Origin of the sequence: Streptomyces sp. ISL-11 (assembly GCF_018614525.1) — a bacterium.
Classification (GTDB): Bacteria; Actinomycetota; Actinomycetes; order Streptomycetales; family Streptomycetaceae; genus Streptomyces.
In genome coordinates this window covers 22486-37807 of record NZ_JAGGOL010000068.1, presented here as the reverse complement: position 1 = coordinate 37807, position 15322 = coordinate 22486, and the positions used below count along the sequence as shown (strand labels likewise).

At 71.6% G+C, this 15322-nt stretch carries 16 protein-coding genes and 1 tRNA gene; 8 read left to right on the top strand and 9 right to left on the bottom strand.

Annotated elements, in window-relative coordinates; all coding sequences use genetic code 11:
• Positions 1-20 precede the first annotated feature (20 nt).
• The 3 genes from J7E86_RS15175 to J7E86_RS15165 all read right to left on the bottom strand — a co-directional run bounded on the left by J7E86_RS15175 (position 21) and on the right by J7E86_RS15165 (position 2614).
• Positions 21-1208 carry a winged helix DNA-binding domain-containing protein gene (locus J7E86_RS15175; protein ID WP_215082198.1) on the bottom strand — a complete coding sequence of 396 codons (1188 nt, stop codon included), beginning with the start codon at positions 1206-1208 and terminating at the stop codon, positions 21-23.
• 233 nt (positions 1209-1441) lie between these two features.
• Positions 1442-1517, bottom strand: a tRNA-Arg gene (locus J7E86_RS15170).
• A gap of 20 nt (positions 1518-1537) precedes the next feature.
• Positions 1538-2614: a hypothetical protein gene (locus J7E86_RS15165; protein ID WP_215082197.1), complete on the bottom strand. Its 1077-nt coding sequence runs from the start codon at positions 2612-2614 to the stop codon at positions 1538-1540.
• 307 nt (positions 2615-2921) lie between these two features.
• Between J7E86_RS15165 and J7E86_RS15160 the strand changes: the two genes are divergently transcribed.
• Positions 2922-4142 carry a lipase family protein gene (locus tag J7E86_RS15160; protein ID WP_215082196.1) on the top strand — a complete coding sequence of 407 codons (1221 nt, stop codon included), beginning with the start codon at positions 2922-2924 and terminating at the stop codon, positions 4140-4142.
• A gap of 170 nt (positions 4143-4312) precedes the next feature.
• Here the strand turns inward: J7E86_RS15160 and J7E86_RS15155 are convergent, their stop codons facing one another.
• Complete coding sequence (locus J7E86_RS15155) at positions 4313-5167, bottom strand: LysR family transcriptional regulator (RefSeq protein WP_215082195.1); 855 nt, start codon at positions 5165-5167, stop codon at positions 4313-4315.
• A 246-nt stretch (positions 5168-5413) separates the two neighbouring features.
• On the opposite strand from J7E86_RS15155, the gene J7E86_RS15150 reads away from it, so the two are divergent.
• Entirely contained in the window at positions 5414-6109 is a 696-nt protein-coding gene (locus J7E86_RS15150) for an SDR family NAD(P)-dependent oxidoreductase (protein ID WP_215082194.1), read from the top strand.
• A 61-nt stretch (positions 6110-6170) separates the two neighbouring features.
• Here the strand turns inward: J7E86_RS15150 and J7E86_RS15145 are convergent, their stop codons facing one another.
• Together J7E86_RS15145 and J7E86_RS15140 are read right to left on the bottom strand one after the other, a co-directional pair.
• Positions 6171-6725 (bottom strand): UTRA domain-containing protein, encoded by a 555-nt coding sequence (locus tag J7E86_RS15145; RefSeq protein ID WP_308312596.1) that lies wholly within the window; start codon positions 6723-6725, stop codon positions 6171-6173.
• A 28-nt stretch (positions 6726-6753) separates the two neighbouring features.
• Positions 6754-7527: a GntR family transcriptional regulator gene (locus J7E86_RS15140; protein ID WP_215082192.1), complete on the bottom strand. Its 774-nt coding sequence runs from the start codon at positions 7525-7527 to the stop codon at positions 6754-6756.
• A 135-nt stretch (positions 7528-7662) separates the two neighbouring features.
• Between J7E86_RS15140 and J7E86_RS15135 the strand changes: the two genes are divergently transcribed.
• Both J7E86_RS15135 and J7E86_RS15130 read left to right on the top strand, forming a co-directional pair.
• Positions 7663-8007 carry a hypothetical protein gene (locus tag J7E86_RS15135; protein ID WP_215082191.1) on the top strand — a complete coding sequence of 115 codons (345 nt, stop codon included), beginning with the start codon at positions 7663-7665 and terminating at the stop codon, positions 8005-8007.
• Positions 8007-8273: a DUF6255 family natural product biosynthesis protein gene (locus J7E86_RS15130; RefSeq protein ID WP_215082190.1), complete on the top strand. Its 267-nt coding sequence runs from the start codon at positions 8007-8009 to the stop codon at positions 8271-8273. The genes J7E86_RS15135 and J7E86_RS15130 overlap by 1 nt, the downstream gene beginning before the upstream one ends.
• Before the next feature lie 70 nt (positions 8274-8343).
• On the opposite strand, the gene J7E86_RS15125 is transcribed toward J7E86_RS15130, so the two are convergent.
• The 3 genes from J7E86_RS15125 to J7E86_RS15115 all read right to left on the bottom strand — a co-directional run bounded on the left by J7E86_RS15125 (position 8344) and on the right by J7E86_RS15115 (position 9688).
• Positions 8344-8787, bottom strand: coding sequence for a hypothetical protein (locus J7E86_RS15125; protein WP_251019166.1), 444 nt, complete (start codon positions 8785-8787; stop codon positions 8344-8346).
• Between the two features lie 152 nt (positions 8788-8939).
• Positions 8940-9272, bottom strand: a complete 333-nt coding sequence (locus J7E86_RS15120) for a transcriptional regulator (protein WP_215082189.1) — start codon at positions 9270-9272, stop codon at positions 8940-8942.
• Entirely contained in the window at positions 9269-9688 is a 420-nt protein-coding gene (locus J7E86_RS15115; RefSeq protein ID WP_215082188.1) for a hypothetical protein, read from the bottom strand. Before J7E86_RS15115 ends, J7E86_RS15120 begins: the two co-directional genes overlap by 4 nt.
• Before the next feature lie 165 nt (positions 9689-9853).
• On the opposite strand from J7E86_RS15115, the gene J7E86_RS15110 reads away from it, so the two are divergent.
• The 4 genes from J7E86_RS15110 to J7E86_RS15095 all read left to right on the top strand — a co-directional run bounded on the left by J7E86_RS15110 (position 9854) and on the right by J7E86_RS15095 (position 15314).
• Entirely contained in the window at positions 9854-10150 is a 297-nt protein-coding gene (locus J7E86_RS15110; RefSeq protein WP_215082187.1) for a cupin domain-containing protein, read from the top strand.
• Between the two features lie 60 nt (positions 10151-10210).
• Positions 10211-11770, top strand: a complete 1560-nt coding sequence (locus tag J7E86_RS15105) for a serine/threonine-protein kinase (protein WP_215082186.1) — start codon at positions 10211-10213, stop codon at positions 11768-11770.
• A 75-nt stretch (positions 11771-11845) separates the two neighbouring features.
• Positions 11846-13618, top strand: a complete 1773-nt coding sequence (locus J7E86_RS15100; protein WP_215082185.1) for a serine/threonine-protein kinase — start codon at positions 11846-11848, stop codon at positions 13616-13618.
• Between the two features lie 73 nt (positions 13619-13691).
• Positions 13692-15314, top strand: coding sequence for a succinic semialdehyde dehydrogenase (locus tag J7E86_RS15095; protein ID WP_215082184.1), 1623 nt, complete (start codon positions 13692-13694; stop codon positions 15312-15314).
• Positions 15315-15322 lie beyond the last annotated feature (8 nt).

Sequence of the window (15322 nt, the reverse complement as noted above, 5' to 3'; positions counted from 1 at the left end):
GGGGCGGGGCAGGGGCGGGGTCACCTCACCAACTCCCGCTCCAGGGGCGTACGGAACCGGGGTGTGACCCGTACGTCCCCCAGCCAGCCGGACAGCCGGGCGACCTCCGCGGCGATCGCGGAGGCCGCCTCGCGGCCGGTGTCCTCCAGCGGCCGCCAGACGATCGTGCCGTTCGCGCGCTGGGCCCAGCCGCCGACGATCCGGCCGTTCCACCACACGGTGGGGCCGATGTTGCCGGCGCGGTCGAAGAGGGCGGGCACGTGCTCGGGGCCGAGGTACCAGTCGCGGCCGCGCCACCCCATGGCGGTGGGGTCGAGACCGGGCAGGAGGGCCGCCCAGGGCCCGGTGGGCTCGATGTCCGCCGCGTCGTCCGGTACATCGTCCGGCAGGACGTGGCCGACGCCCTCCGTCAACCGCACCTCTTGGGCGCCCACATCGGCCAGCGCCCCGCGCGTGTCGCCGAGCGTCCAGCCCGTCCACCACTTCAGGTCCGCCTCCGTCGCCGGCCCGAACGCCGCCAGCCAGCGCCGCGCGACCTCCGCCTTCGCCTCCCGCACGTCCATGTCGGGGATCTGCGGCACGGGCGCCCACGGGTAGAGGCTGCTGGTCCACGAGCCGCGCGGCCGGCTGCGGCGTACGTGCCCGTCGGAGGCCAGCAACCGCAGCAGCCGGCTGCCGACGCTCTGCCGGCCCTCGTACGGCTTGCCGGCCGACACCACGATCGTCTCCCGCAGCACGGGCACGTCCTTGGCGAGCTCGGCCGTCGTCGCCTCCCCGCGCGCGGCGAGGGCGGCCAGCACCTCCTTCTCGGTGCGCGCGAGCCGCTGCTCGTCCCAGCCGCCCCCGGTCCCTTCCCGCAGGAACTTCACGAACGCCGCCCGCTCGCGCGCCGCGATCGTGCGGGCCGTGGAGGAGTTGACGTACGGTGCCAGCCCGGTCGTCACGGCGAACAGGGTGCGCCGCATGGACAGCAGCTTCACCAGCGTGACGTCCTCGTACAGCGCGCGCTCGACCTCCGCCGACGACGGCTCGGCGAGCCGCGCGCACGCCGACAGGTAGACGGTGGCCGCGTCGGTGGCGTGCAGCGCCACCAGGGCGTCCGCGACCTCCTCCACGGTCCCGACGCGGTGGGCGGGCGCGAGCAGATGGCGACGACCCAGGCGGGCGCGGCGCTGTTCGTCGGTGACACGGGGGCGGGGGCTGCTCATGGAGCGAGCGTAGGAAGCAGGGCGGAGGCTGTCCTCCTGGGGGCCCGCGTCCGGGCGAACCCGGGGCGCTGTGGACCGCCCAGGTCAATACGCCGGCCCACCGCTTCCACGAGCGCCACCGCTTCTACGAGCGCCACGGCTTCGTCGCGGCCGAGCGCACGGACGGCGCCGGAAATGAGGAACGGGAGCCCGACATTCGCTATGTCTGGCTCCCGTAGGACTCCCGGAGGAGGTGGTGCACTCGGCAGGATTCGAACCTGCAACCTCTTGATCCGTAGTCAAGTGCTCTATCCGTTGAGCTACGAGTGCGGGGCGTTGCGGGGACAACTTTACAGGAAGTTCCGGGGCTCGATCGCACGGGTGCCCGTCGCGGGGTGGCGCCCGTCGCGGGGTGCCCCGGCGACGCGCCTTCGAAGGACGCGCAGGAGCGCGTACAGCATCGTCGCCCCTGTGGCGATGCTCACGGCGTGCTGGGACGCGGCGACGACGAGGTTCTGCGGCTGGGGATCGCCGTGGGGGACCACGGCGAAGTACAGGGTCACCGGGAGCTTCCAGCCGCCCCAGGCGAAGAGTGATCCGGAGGCCACTCCCGTGAGCGTCACCGGTATCCACAGGGGGAGACGGGTGGCGCGGCGGGTGGTGCGGCGGGTGGTCAGCGACCAGAGGGCGCAGCCGCCGATCAGCGCCCAGAGGCCCGCGTTGCCGGTCATCAGGGACGGGTTGAGGTCCCGCAGGCCCGGGTGGTCGATGCCGGCCGTTCCGCCGCAGGCCCAGTACAGCCCGGCCAGGCCCAGCACGGCCGCCGCCGCCACCGCGAGCCCGGCCGGCCACGGGCGGAGTGCTCCCGCCCCGGCGCGTCCGTCCTCCGGCGCGTCGTCTCCCACCGGCCCATGGAACGCCTGGGGCCACCGCTCGCACAGGTAGAGGGGGAGAGCCACGGCCAGCCCCACGGCCATGCCGAGGAAGCCGACCCCGATCAGGGCCACTTCCCAGCCGGGCATCGCCGCGTCGCCGCCTCCTCCACCCGCGTCGCCGCCCGCGCCGCCGTTCCCATGCTCCTCCGACCCCTTCGCGCCCAGGAACTGGCTGATGAGCATGTATGGGATCACGGGAACCAGGAACCCGGCCCCCACCCACGCGCAGAAGATCACGGGAGCCGCCGGTAGCCGCCCGCCCCACGGCCGCGCCAGAACCAGCGCCAGAACGATCCCGATCGCGGCCATCCCGACGGTGACGGTGTTGAGCACCACCCACTCGGTGATGCTGAATCCCTCTCCCATCGGCAACAGCCCCAGCAGTGTGCCGACGACCCACGACACCTTGATCAGCAGGTAGGGCGTCAGTGTGAGCGCCGCCCCGTAGGCGGCGACCTTCCGGACGGTGCGCCACCGTTGCTCTCGCCTCATGCGAACCAGTCTCAACTCGCCCCGGGGTCCGGCGAATCCCTCTTTCGGCTTCTCCGGGTCCGCCGATCGGCGGAGCCTCAGCGCTCCTTTGGTCGCGGGCGCGCGACTTTGGTCTCGGGGGCGCACACACGGCCCCGCCGTCCTCGTCCGGGGCGGCCGCGGTGTCAGACCTGATCAGCGAGGTCTGGTCGGTCCCGTAGGGGGTGGGGCATCCGCCATCCCCTAGAGGCCCCGATGGGGGTTTCCCCCTTGCGGCCCGGGGGGTCGCACCATGTCCCAGCGGAGCGGCCGACGGCATGATCCACCCATGACTTCACGGCGAACAAAAATCCGGATTCTGGCTGGTGCGGCGGTCCTCGGCAGCGTGTCCGCCCTGGTCGCTCCGGCCTCGGCGGCGGCCGGCCCCCACAGTGAGCGGGCACAAGACGGGGCGGTCGTCTCCGTCGAGCAAGCGGCCGACCTCACAGCGCAGGAAGTGGCCGCGGAACTCCGGGGAAACATCGACTCGTCCCAGGTCCGCTACGGCGTGACCGCCTATCGGGTCATCTACCGCACCACTGACAGCGCGGGCGTCCCCACGACCGCGAGCCAGCTCGTCGTCCTGCCCAAGAATGGGACGCTTCACCTGACCACTGTCTCCTGGCTGCACGGCACCACCGTCTACCGCAAGGACGTCGCCTCGGAGAATCCGAAGTCGAACGACCGGCTCGCCGCACTGCTGTTCGCCTCGACCGGGCGCGCCGTTTCGGCGCCCGACTACGTGGGCCTCGGCTCGGGCGAAGGCTTCCACCCCTACGGTGACCCTCGTGCCACCATCGCGGCCTCGGTGGACGGCCTGCGCGCGGCCCGGACCGTCGCCCACCGGAACGGCCGGGAGCTGAAGCGGAAGGTTCAGGTCAGCGGGTTCTCGCAGGGCGGCCCCGCAACCATGCTGGTAGGCCGGGCGCTTCAGCAGGGGGGCGCCGACCGCTACTTCCGGCTGGGGGCACTCGCCCCGGTCAGCGGCCCCTACGACCTCTCGGCCTTCGAGGCCGCCGCAGCCGACGACAAGATCGCCAAATCCGGCATCTACCTCGCTTACTTCGTCACCGCCTGGAACAAGATGTACGGCCTCTACACGTCACCCGGCGATGTCTTCCGCTCCCCCTACGCCAGCGATGTGGAGGGTCTCTTCGACGGCTATCACACCACCAAGCAGATCGTCGACAAACTCCCGGCGGCCTCCGAGGACCTGTTCACCGAGGGCTTCCTGAACAAGATCCGCAAGCCCGACGGTGTCCTGAAGGACAAGCTGCGCCCGATGGACAACACGTGCGACTGGCGGCCGAACGTACCGGTGGAGATCTACCACGGCCGGGGCGACAAGGACGTCGACTTCAGTCACGCGACGTACTGCGCCGACCAGTTGACGAGGAACGGCGCTGCTCCCCGGCTGACCGACGTCGGCGACTACGACCACAACGGATCGGTGCGGCAAGCCCTGCCCCGGATCGTCAGGTTCTTCGAGGAGTCGGCGAAGACCGACTGAAGCGCGCCACCGGCAACGGCTGGTCGAGCGGAGGGGGCACCCGACCGTGCCGTTCGTCGCCCGTCGGACATGTCCTGGACCCACCGGACACGCCCTGGCCCGACCCCTTGTGCGGCGGGGCGCTGCGACGAGGTGGAGCGTCGCGCGGATGCGCGCGGACATGCGGGCGATCAAGTCGAACGGCTCGCGGCCCCGGGCTCCTCCTCCGAACCGCTGGTGTGCCGGCGCAGCGTTGTGGTGGCGATGTCCAGGAAGTCCTGTGCGGGGCCCGGGCAGTTGCTCTCCGGTACCGCCAGGCAGGTCTCGACGGGCGGGGCGTCGGTGACGGTCAGGTAGACGAGGTCAGGGCGGGAGTACGAGTCCGCGATGCTGACCGGGACGAGCGCGATGCCCTGCCCGGAGGCTATGAGCTCGAACTTCTCCTCCAGTGAGGACGTCCGCCGCGTCCTGCCGCCGAGGATCGGCTCACCGTCGAGATCGGACGACGTGAGGGCGCGGCGGCCGGCCAGCGGATGCGTCACGGGCAGGCATGCGACCTTGGTCTCGTGACCGATGGGGATGGTGCGCAGCCCCGAGTCGTCGAACGGGCGCCGGAGGTACCCCAGGTGCGCGCGGCCGTCGCGGAGCGGCGCGTCCCGTTCCCACCAGCGCAGCGGAAAGACATCGATGACGGCCTTCGGATGGCTCGCCGCGAACGTCCGGATCGCTTCCGACACGTGGAGGCCGGGCGAGAAGGCGACGACGAGCCGCTGCTCACCCCGCTGGGCTTCCTGCACGCGCCGCAGCGCCACGTCCACCACCGTGGTGATCCTCGACGCCTCGTCATACAGCTGTTTCCCCGCCGGGGTCAGCTCAACGCTGCGAGTGGTCCGCGTGAACAGCGGGCACCCCAACTCCTGCTCGAAGGAGCGGATCTGCCGGCTGAGGACCGGCTGCGCGATGAACGGCGCCTGTGCCGCCCGGCCGAAGTGCCGGTGCTCCGCCACCGCGACGAAATAGCGGAGCTTCCGCAGATCCAGATCCATGCCGTAACGGTATCAATGCGGCCGGAAGGGTATTGGACGTCCGGCCGAACCCCTCGGAGACTTGCAGCGTGATCGCCACACACACGCCGACGGCCGACGCCGCCAGCCGATTCCTGTGCTCTCCGGCAGGACAGCACCCCGTCCTGCGGCGCTGACATAGCGGCCATCTCGCGCGGCCCCGCCGAACTCTCGGATGCCGCCCGTGAGCGCAGCCCTGCCGAACCGGCTCACTTCTTAAGGAATTACATGAACGACACCCGCAAGACCGCCCTCATCATCGGGGCCTCACGGGCCCTGGGCCTCGGGCTCGTCGCCGAATACCTTCGTCGTGACTGGGACGTCATCGGCACGGTCCGCGGCAGTCGGCGCACCGGCCTGCACGACCTGGCCGAAGCATCCGGAGGGCGGCTGACCATCGAGTCACTGGAGATGACCGAGCCGGAGCAGATCTCGGCATTGCGCGACCGCCTGGCACGGCGCACCCTCGACCTGCTCTTCGTCAATGCCGCCATCACACGCGGCGATGTGCCCATCGGTGAGGTCCCGACGGATATGTTCGCCGAGGTCATGATCACCAACGCTCTCAGTCCGATGCGCGTCGTGGAGTCCCTCCGCCCGCTGGTCGCGCCGACCGGGACGATCGGCGTCATGTCCTCCGACCAGGGAAGCATCACGTTGAACACCGAAGGCGGACAGGACCTGTACCGGGCCAGCAAGTCCGCGCTGAACCAGTTGATGCGCTGCTACGCCGTCCGCCATGCCGGGGACACACAGACGCTGCTGCTCATGGATCCGGGCTGGGTCCGCACCGAACTCGGCGGACCGGACGCCGATCTCAGCGTGGAGGAGAGCGTTCCCGGCGTCGCGGAGACGATCGAGCGCCACCAGGGGAAGCCTGGCCTCCACTTCGTTGATTACCAGGGGCAGGTCGTGCCCTGGTAGACCCGGGGATCCGCTGCGGCCGCGCTCACCCCGCTCATGCCCACGCCTGCTCCGCGCCGCGTCAGGCGAGCCGCATGCGGTAGCGGAGGGTCCGCTCCTTCGCGGTCATGGTCATCTCGCATGCCTCCATGGGCAGGCCGTCCCCGGCGAAGACGATCCGCGAGAGGACCAGCACGGGCTCGTTGTCGCCGAGCTCCAGCGCCTCGCGTTCGCTCTCCGTGGGCATGCGAGCGGTGACCGCCTCCTCGACCCGGGTGGCGGTGTACCCGAGGTCGGCGAGCAGGGTCACCGCGCCGCCGGGCACCTTCCTGGGCTCGGCGAGCGCGGTGCCGGCGGCGACACGGGCGGGGTAGTAGGAGTCGGCGAGCTCGACGGGCGAGCCGTCGAGAAGGATCAGGCGCCGCCGCACGATCACCTCTTCCCCGTCGGCGAGCCCGAGCGCCCGCGCGATGCCGTCCGGCGGCACGACGCCTCCGGCCCCGAGCAGCCGCTGCCCACCACGTCGCTTGTCTTGGGCGGCTTCCTCGGCCCAGGCGTCGGACTGCCCGGGGGTGCGCGGGGTCAGGTAACGGGTGGAGTCGCTGTCCCAGGACGGTTGAGGTGTGGGTGCGGGCACGGTGGCGTTTCCCTCCTCCGGGCGCCGGTCATTCCGGCGTGAACTCGTACTGAAGCTCATAGAGATGCCCGGCTTTGGCCATGACCGCGACCTCGACGGGACGTTCGTTGTCGCTGTAGACCACCCGAAGTGTCCGGAGAACCGGCAGGCTGCCGGGCAGTCGCAGCGCGGTGTACTGCTCCTGAGTGGGTACCCGGGCCGAGACCTTGTCCACGCTGAGGCGAGGCGGGAATCCCAGGTCGGCGAGGAGGGTCGGCGTACCGCCCTTGATCCGTCGGTGTTCCATGAGGGCCGTGTCGCGGGCGACGTTCAACGGGTAGTAGCACTTGACCAATTCGACCGGCTCGTCATCGATCAGGAGTATCTGGCGGCGCAGCAGAGCCGTGCCGCCTGCGGCGAGGTTCAGGGCTGCCGCGACGTCCGCGGAGGGCGTGGCCTCGGATACGCCCAGAAGCTCGCTGCGGGCCCGGCCGCCATGCTTTGTCGCCTCGGTGAGCCAGCGGTACGACGCACCCGCTGGGGACGGTGCCATGTACGACGCGGGACGCATGGTTCGCTGGCGCCGCCCGCGTACGGTCACCGCGGTTCCGGGCCGTCCGATGACCAGCCGTTCTTCCTTGAGCAGTTGCAGGGCCTTCTGCACCGTGGCGCTGGAGGCGTCGAACCTGGCCTTGAGCCGGGAAGTGGACGGCAGGTTGTCGCCAGGCCCCAGGTCACCACTCATGATTTCGTCGCGCAGATCCGCGGCGATCCGCTCATGCAGTGAGCGACGGTCCGATGCGTCCGCCTCGCTGATGCTCACGATGCCCTCCGGCCGTTGACCTTTCGCCCTTTGTGGGCTCCCACGTTATGCGACCCCTAACGGATTAACGTCAGCTGGGATCCATTGCTGCTATTCGCGAACAGCGCTACAGTCCCGCGCGGGAGGTGCGGAACAGTGACCTATAGAAACGGCGCGTTCGTGGTGGACACGCGCGAGGGACGGATCGCGCAAGTGGTCGATGGCAGCGGCAGGCACACGCGGGTGCGGGAGCCCGGCGGGGGGCGGGAGTGGGAAGTCCCCTTCGCCGCCCTGCGTTTGGCGACAAGAGAAGAGCGGGAGGCGGCCGGGCTGTGGCCGGCCGGGACCAGGCCCCTGTACGGCTGCACGGAATGCGCGGAGCTGGATGCCGCGTACCGGGCCGCCGCGCAAGGGAGTGACGAGGTCGAGACGGGCAACGCCCTCGTCGCGCAGCGGCGGCACTGGCGGTCGGCGCACACGCCGGTGAAGGAGTGGAGCTGATGTCCGTACGCGCGAAGGAATGCCGGCATCAGGCGGGGTGGTCGCACGGTCGGGGCGAGTCGCGGTGCCAGGGGTGCGGGGTCGTACGGTTCACGGACTACGGGGCCGTGCGGCCGACGGAGTTGCCGCAGACGGTGGTCCCTGGCGAGCGCGCCCGCCACGCGGACCGTGCGGCAGCGCAGTGGCTGGCGCAGGCGGCGCAGCGGGCGGTGCGGCTGCGTCGTATGCGCAGGGCCGTCTTCGTGGCGGTGGCCCAGACGGTCTGACGTCCGTGCGGCGGCCGGGCTGCCCCAGGGGGTCCCGCCGCGCCGCCGGACACCACCCGGCGCCGAGGGGTCAGGCGGTGCGGGCAGGTATGAGCCCCAGGGCGCGGAACGTGACCCGCTGGTCGAACCACAGCAGCCCCACCGTCACCGCGGCCATGACGAGCCCGACCGCCACGTGGGCCGCCGTGGAGGTGACCGGGGCGCCGACCACACCCAGCAGGACGTGCACGCCGAGACGAAGGGCGACCAGGGCGAATACGATCTTGCGGGTGCGGGAGTTCTTGAGCATGGCCTTCACCAGCTTCGTACGGCGGCGCAGCACCGTCAGCCCGATCACGATGTTCACCGCGCCGAGCGCGACAAGCACCATCCAGGCGTTGTCCCACGCCTTGCACAGGTCGAACGCCGCACCCAGGGCGCCTTCGAAGGCGAAGAACCACACGGGCAGGGGCTTCACCTCGGACAGAGCGGCAGCCTGCGTGTTCTCGGTCTGCCCCTCGGTGATGCCGTTCATGTGCCCCGCCTCTGGTGAGTGATCTGGTGTGCCGTCTTCCTGACACCCACGATCATTCCGTCGGGCGGGCGCCGGGGGCAGTGCGGGGTGTACTCCATTCCCCATGACAAATGTCGTATGGGCCCGTCGGCGCGGACGCCGTCGCCCAGGCCCTACCCGCCGCCCTCCGCGATCGCCCGCAGTGCCGCCACATGCCGCCGGTAGACGGCGCGGCCCTCGGCGTTCAGGGAGAGCCAGGTGCGAGGGCGCCGCCCCACCCGTCCCTTGTGAACGGTGACCCAGCCCGCCTCCTCCAACGCCGCGACCTGCTTGGAGAGCACCGAGTCCGAGACCTCGACCAGGTCGCGTACGAAGCCGAACTCGGCCTTGTCCAGCGGTGCCAGCGCTGCCACCACCGACAGCCTTACGGGAGCGTTCAGCAGGGGCGCGAGGCCGTGCCGGGGGTGCTTGCCCCCGGGCTCGCCGGTCGTTGCCTCTTCTTTCACGACGACCGGTGCCCCTCCCGCCAGGCACCCGTGGCCAGCGGCAGCGCACACCCCACCGCACTGACGACCGCGAAGGCCCAACTGTCCCTGAAGACCGTGGTGCCGAGAACGACCGTCAGGGCGAAGACGGTGGCCCACGAGCCGACCAGCACCCCGTGCGTCACTCCGAAGCCCCGGCGCACCGCGCGCTGCCGCGTGGAATAGATGGTCAGCCCCGTCACGAGCAGTGTGTTGGCCAGTGCGTAGACGGTCGCCGACGTGGGGCCGTGCCACAGGAGGGCCATGGGAACCAGAACCAGCTGCGCGGCCGCGAACGCCCAGAGGTAGCGCGCGTACCAGCCGCTTCGCGTCCGCGCCGACCGCTCCAGTTCGGCCGCCCGCCTCAACGTCGTCGCGGCGTCCGTGAATCCGCTCATGCCCCGTCCCCGCCCCCTGTGCTCGTCAGACCTTGGCCTGCTGTCCTCTCTTTCCAGAATGACTTGTACTTTCCAACTTGGCAAGTATGGGTCGCCGCTCCCTCCCGCGAACCTTTGCCCAACGGTCAGCCCACTGTGCGCACCGCCGCACTACCGTCTCGCCCCATGGAAACGATCAACGTTGTCGACGTGGCCCAAGGGCTTGGCGCGGCATGGAAATCTCAGGTGCTGGGTGACCTCGGCGGGACCCGTGTGAAGGCGCTGCGGATGGACGGCGCGGAAGGCGAAGAGGAGGTGCACGGCGATGCCGAGGCGCTCTTCGTCGTCGAGGGGGCTCTCGAACTCGACCTCGACGGCACCCGTCTGACCGTCGGTCCGGGCGAGCTGTGCCTCGTGCCGCCGCGCACACCGCACGCCGTGCGGGCCGGAAGCCACGGCGTGCTGATCATCGTCGAGCGGTAGCGCGGCGAAGCGGACGGTACGGAGGCGGTGGGCCGGGGGGAGGTGGGGAAAGATGGGCGTATGGGGACCTTCGCTGCGCACGATGGTCTGATCGCCGGACGCTACCGCCTCAGCGCGAGGATCGCTCGCGGCGGTATGGGCACCGTATGGCGTGCCACGGATGAACTGCTGGCCAGAGAAGTCGCGGTCAAGGAGCTGCACCTGGACGGGGGAGCCCTCGCCGGGCCCGCCGCCCACGCGCAGATCGACCGCACGCTGCGCGAGGCCCGCGCGGCGGCGCTGATCAGTCACCCGAACGTGGTCGTCCTGCACGACATAGTGCTTCAGGACGGGCGGCCCTGGATCGTGATGGAGCTCGTCGAGGGCCGCGCCCTGTCCGACGTGCTGGTGGCGGACGGGCCGGTGGGCGCGTGGGAGGCGGCCCGGATCGGGGTGGCGCTGCTCGGCGCGGTGCGCGTCGCGCACGCGCGCGGGGTGCTGCACCGTGACATCAAGCCCGCGAACGTCCTGCTGGAGGCAGGCACCGGACGCGTCGTCCTGACGGACTTCGGCATCGCGCAGGTATCGGGGGCCACGACCATCACCGAGTCGGGCGCGTTCGTCGGCTCGCCCGAGTACACCGCACCCGAACGGATCTCCGGCGTCGAGACCGGTCCCGCCTCCGACCTGTGGTCCGTGGGCGTGCTGTTGTGCGTCGCGCTCAGCGGCGAATCGCCCTTTCACAGGGACTCGCTCGGCGGTGTCCTCCAAGCGGTCGTCCACGACGAGATCCGGCCACCGGCGGGCGCGGGCCCGCTGCTGCCGGTCGTACGGGGCCTGCTGGAGCGCGACCCTCTGCGCAGGATGGGCGCGGAGGAGGCGGAACGGCTGCTGCGCGCGTACGTCGAACGAGGTGCCGCCGACCGGGATCCCGGCCCCCCGGCCGGCGCCGTACCGACTCAGCGTGCCTCACCCGGCCCGTACGGGCCCGGTCACCGGCCGCGCGCCCGTACCGCCCTCATGGCGGCCGTCGCGGTGGTGACCCTCGCCGGCGTGGGCGCCGGTGCCGCCGTCCTGCTGGCCGGCCGGGACGCCACCGGCAGCGGTTCCGCGCCCACGCGCGCGACGAGCGGGCCCGTGGCCTGGTCCCCGTCCGTCGCCGAGCCGCCCGCCACCGCGACCGTCGTGGCGCCGCCCGGCTACCGGGCCGTGCGCGATCCGGCCGGATTCGCCCTGGCCGTCCCCGAGGGCTTCACCCGTTCTCTCGAACCGCCGCGCGTCTACTACTACTCGTCCGACCGGGACTTCCGCCTCGGTGTCCTCATCCAGGATCCGCAGGAAGAGGGCCCCCTGGGCGCGCTGCGCGGTGCCGCCGCGCAGGCCCCGGAGCGCTACCCGGGCTACCGCTCCGCCACGCTCGGGCAGACCACGCACCGCGGCCACCGGGCCGCCACGTGGGAGTTCACCTGGAACGGCCCCGGCACCGGGCCGCTGCGCACGTATGACATCTGCTGGGACGAAGGGGGCAAGATGTATGACCTGTGGGTGTCCGGCCCGGCGTCGCGGGCCGCCGAGGCGCGGCGGTACGCGGACACCGCGCTCGCCACGTTCGTACGGGTCCGGCCCGTTTCCAGCCCCTGAGCCCGGCGCCCGGGCCGCCGGGGCGGCCCGCGAAGCGGGTACGGCCGGGACACCGGCATCAGTGATGATGGGGGCATGACGAACGACGGGGGATGGGCGAACGAGCCCACCAGCTACGACCTCCAGCCGCCGGCGCCTGTACCCGCCCGGAGCGCCGCACCCGCAGCACCGCAGGTTTCAGCGGCCCCTCACGCGCCGGGTTTCCCACCGGCACCGCAACCGGGACACACCCCGCCCGCCCCGCGGACAGCGGGCCACCCGTACACCCCGGCCACCCCGCCCGCCCCGCAGCCCACCGTCCACGCCCCGGCCCCCGAGCCCTCCGCCGCCGAGCCCGGCAGCGGCCGCCTGCTGGGCGGCCGTTACCGCCTCGTCTCGCGTCTCGGCCACGGCGGCATGGGCACCGTCTGGAAGGCGCGCGACGAGGTCGTCGACCGCGACGTGGCCGTCAAGGAACCCCGCGTCCCCGACCACCTGCCCGAGTACCAGCGGCAGAACGTCCACCAGCGCATGCAGCGCGAGGCCCGCGCCGCCGCCCGTATCGACCATCCCTCGGTCGTCACCGTCCACGACGTCGTCGTCGAGGACGGTCGTCCGTGGATCGTCATGGAGCTGGTGCGCGGTCGGTCGCTCGGCGACGTGCTCGCGGAAGGCACCCTGGATCCGCGCGAGGCCGCCCGGATCGGCCTGGCCGTCCTGGGCGCACTGGCCGCCGCGCACGAGGCGGGCGTCCTGCACCGCGACGTGAAGCCCGACAACGTCCTGCTGGGCCCCAACGAGCGCGTCGTGCTCACCGACTTCGGCATAGCCCAGATCGAGGGCGAGCAGGGTCTGACGGAGACGGGCGCGTTCGTCGGTTCGCCCGAATACGTGGCGCCGGAGCGAGTGCTGGGCCAGCGGCCGGGCCCGGAGTCGGACCTGTGGTCGCTCGGTGTCGTGCTGTACGCGGCCGTGGAGGGCGTCTCGCCCTTCCGCCGTTCCAACACCCCCGCGACCCTCCAGTCCATCCTGTCCACCGAGCCGCAGACGCCCGCGCGCGGCTCGGGCGAGCTGGGCACGATCGTCATGGGGCTGCTCCGCAAGGACCCCGCCTCCCGCCCGACGCAGGCCCAGGTCCGGCAAGTACTGGACGCCGTGGCCCGGCCGGCCCCGCAGTCGGCGGCGTTCACCGCGACGCGCCCGCAGGCCACCGGCAGCAAGTGGATGCCGCCCGTCCTCCAGGGCAACCGCAAGGCGCAGTGGGGGCTCGGCGGCGGTGTGGTGGCCGTGGCCGCCGCGGCCGCGCTGTTCATCGTCAACCCCTTCGCGGTGGGACCGGCCGTTCCGCTGCACTGGAAGGTCGTGGACGAGCCCGAGATCGTCAAGGCGTCCCTCACGGTCCCCGAGGACTACACCAAGAAGCTGAAGGCCGAGGACGGACTGGTCGAGTTCGGCGACCCCAGCGGTGTCTTCCATATCAGCCTGGACCGGGACACCCTGGAGCAGCGCCGCAAGTCGGTGGTGGACAAGGAGCCGAAGGACATCGGCTCGGCCGACGTCGAGGCCAAGAGGATCGCCGATCACCTCAAGAGCGGCAGCGCGCTCTCGGTCAACGACGCCAAGTCGACCACGGCCGAGGCGGCGCGCCACCAGGGCATGGACGCGGCGGAGGTCGTCACCGTCTACCGGGAGTCCGGGGACAGCGAGGAGGCCCCCAAGAGCCTCCTGCGCACCCAGGTCATCGTCAACGACGCGAAGACCGCCTCCTGGACGCTCCGGGTGACCATGCCCGAGAAGGGCGAGGGCCGCAAGAACGGCGACAAGCTCTTCGAAGACGTCCTCAAGTACTTGAAGATCAAGGAGCAGTGAGCCGCCCGGGTACCCGGCGAAAAGTAGTTACTGCCGGGTACCCAAAGCGTCCGACCCGTCATACGCTCGCCGCATGACCGACTCGCGGCACAGCGCAGCAGTGGCAACGGACGTGGCCGACGGAAATCCCGTCACCCCGGCGGGCACCCGCGCCGCCGCCGACGTCGTCACCCCGGCCCTCGTCACCCGCCTCACCCGGGGTGTCATCGGCTCGGGAACCACCGTCAGCCACACGCCGTTCACCGGACAGAAGCTGGCGGACCTGCCGGAGTCCACGCCCGAGGACGTCGCCACCGCCTTCGCACGCGCGCGTGAGGCACAGGCGCAGTGGGCCCGCGTGACCGTACGGGAGCGCGCCGCCGTCCTGCTGCGCTTCCACGACCTCGTACTCGACCGCCAGTCCGAGGTGCTGGACCTCATCCAGCTGGAGACCGGCAAGGCGCGCCTGCACGCCCACGAGGAGGTGCAGGCCGTCGCCGTGGCCGCGCGCCACTACGGGCGCAAGGGACCGGCCTATCTGCGGCCCAGGAGCCACACCGGCGTCATCCCCACGCTGACCAAGGTCGCCGAACTGCGCCAGCCGCGCGGCGTCATCGGTCAGATAGCGCCGTGGAACTACCCGTTCGAGCTGTCCGTCGGCGACGCCCTGCCCGCCTTCGTCGCCGGCAACTCCGTGGTGATGAAGCCCGACACCGAGACCGCGCTGACCGCCCTGTGGGCGCGTGAACTGCTGATCGAGGCGGGCCTGCCGGAGGAGGTCTGGCAGGTCGTGCTCGGCGAGGGCCCGGTCGTCGGCCCCGCCGTCGTCGCCCACGCCGACTACGTCTCCTTCACCGGCTCCACCCGCACCGGCCGCGAGGTCGCCCGGAGCGCCGCCGCCCGCCTCATAGGCTGCTCGCTCGAACTCGGCGGCAAGAACGCCATGCTGGTCCTGCACGACGCCGACGTCGAGAAGGCCGCCGCCGGCGCGGTCCGCGGCGCCTTCTCCTCCGCCGGGCAGCTGTGCGTCTCCATCGAGCGGCTGTACGTGCACGAATCGGTCGCCGACGACTTCCTGGAGCGCTTCACCGCCCGAACGAGGGCACTGCGACTGGGCACGGGCCTGGCCTACGGCGCCGACATGGGATCGCTCGTCTCCCACCGGCAGTTGGAGAACGTGAGCCGGCACGTCGAGGAGGCCATGGCCAAGGGCGCCACCGTCCTCGCGGGCGGCAGGCCGCGCCCCGACGTCGGGCCGCTGTTCTACGAGCCGACGATCCTCGACGGCGTCGAGGCACCCATGGCGGTGTGCGCGGAGGAGACCTTCGGGCCGGTCGTGTCGGTGTACCGCTTCCATGACGAGGACGAAGCCGTCGCCCTCGCCAATTGCACGCCCTACGGCCTCAACGCCAGCGTCTGGACCGCGGACGGCCGCCGCGGCCGCGAGATCGCCGCACGGCTGCGCGCCGGCACCGTCAACGTCAACGAGGCGTACGCGGCCGCCTACGGCAGCGCGCAGTCGCCCATGGGCGGCATGGGCGACTCCGGACTCGGCCGCCGCCACGGCTCCGAGGGCATCCTCAAATACACCGAGGCACAGACCGTCGCCCACCAGCGGCTCATGCCGCTCGGGCCGGCCTTCGGGCTGACGGACGAGAAGTACGCCGAGCTCATGACCCGCGGCCTGCGCGCGATGAAGGCCCTGCGCCTGCGCTGACCGGACCC

Bases quoted from the DNA above. Each gene is read 5' to 3' on its own strand.
- J7E86_RS15175 (WP_215082198.1), bottom strand. From the start codon at position 1,208: ATGAGCAGCCCCCGCCCCCGTGTCACCGACGAACAGCGCCGCGCCCGC.
- J7E86_RS15165 (WP_215082197.1), bottom strand. From the start codon at position 2,614: ATGAGGCGAGAGCAACGGTGGCGCACCGTCCGGAAGGTCGCCGCCTAC.
- J7E86_RS15160 (WP_215082196.1), top strand. From the start codon at position 2,922: ATGACTTCACGGCGAACAAAAATCCGGATTCTGGCTGGTGCGGCGGTC.
- J7E86_RS15155 (WP_215082195.1), bottom strand. From the start codon at position 5,167: ATGGATCTGGATCTGCGGAAGCTCCGCTATTTCGTCGCGGTGGCGGAG.
- J7E86_RS15150 (WP_215082194.1), top strand. From the start codon at position 5,414: ATGAACGACACCCGCAAGACCGCCCTCATCATCGGGGCCTCACGGGCC.
- J7E86_RS15130 (WP_215082190.1), top strand. From the start codon at position 8,007: ATGTCCGTACGCGCGAAGGAATGCCGGCATCAGGCGGGGTGGTCGCAC.
- J7E86_RS15125 (WP_251019166.1), bottom strand. From the start codon at position 8,787: ATGAACGGCATCACCGAGGGGCAGACCGAGAACACGCAGGCTGCCGCT.
- J7E86_RS15115 (WP_215082188.1), bottom strand. From the start codon at position 9,688: ATGAGCGGATTCACGGACGCCGCGACGACGTTGAGGCGGGCGGCCGAA.
- J7E86_RS15110 (WP_215082187.1), top strand. From the start codon at position 9,854: ATGGAAACGATCAACGTTGTCGACGTGGCCCAAGGGCTTGGCGCGGCA.
- J7E86_RS15105 (WP_215082186.1), top strand. From the start codon at position 10,211: ATGGGGACCTTCGCTGCGCACGATGGTCTGATCGCCGGACGCTACCGC.
- J7E86_RS15100 (WP_215082185.1), top strand. From the start codon at position 11,846: ATGACGAACGACGGGGGATGGGCGAACGAGCCCACCAGCTACGACCTC.
- J7E86_RS15095 (WP_215082184.1), top strand. From the start codon at position 13,692: ATGACCGACTCGCGGCACAGCGCAGCAGTGGCAACGGACGTGGCCGAC.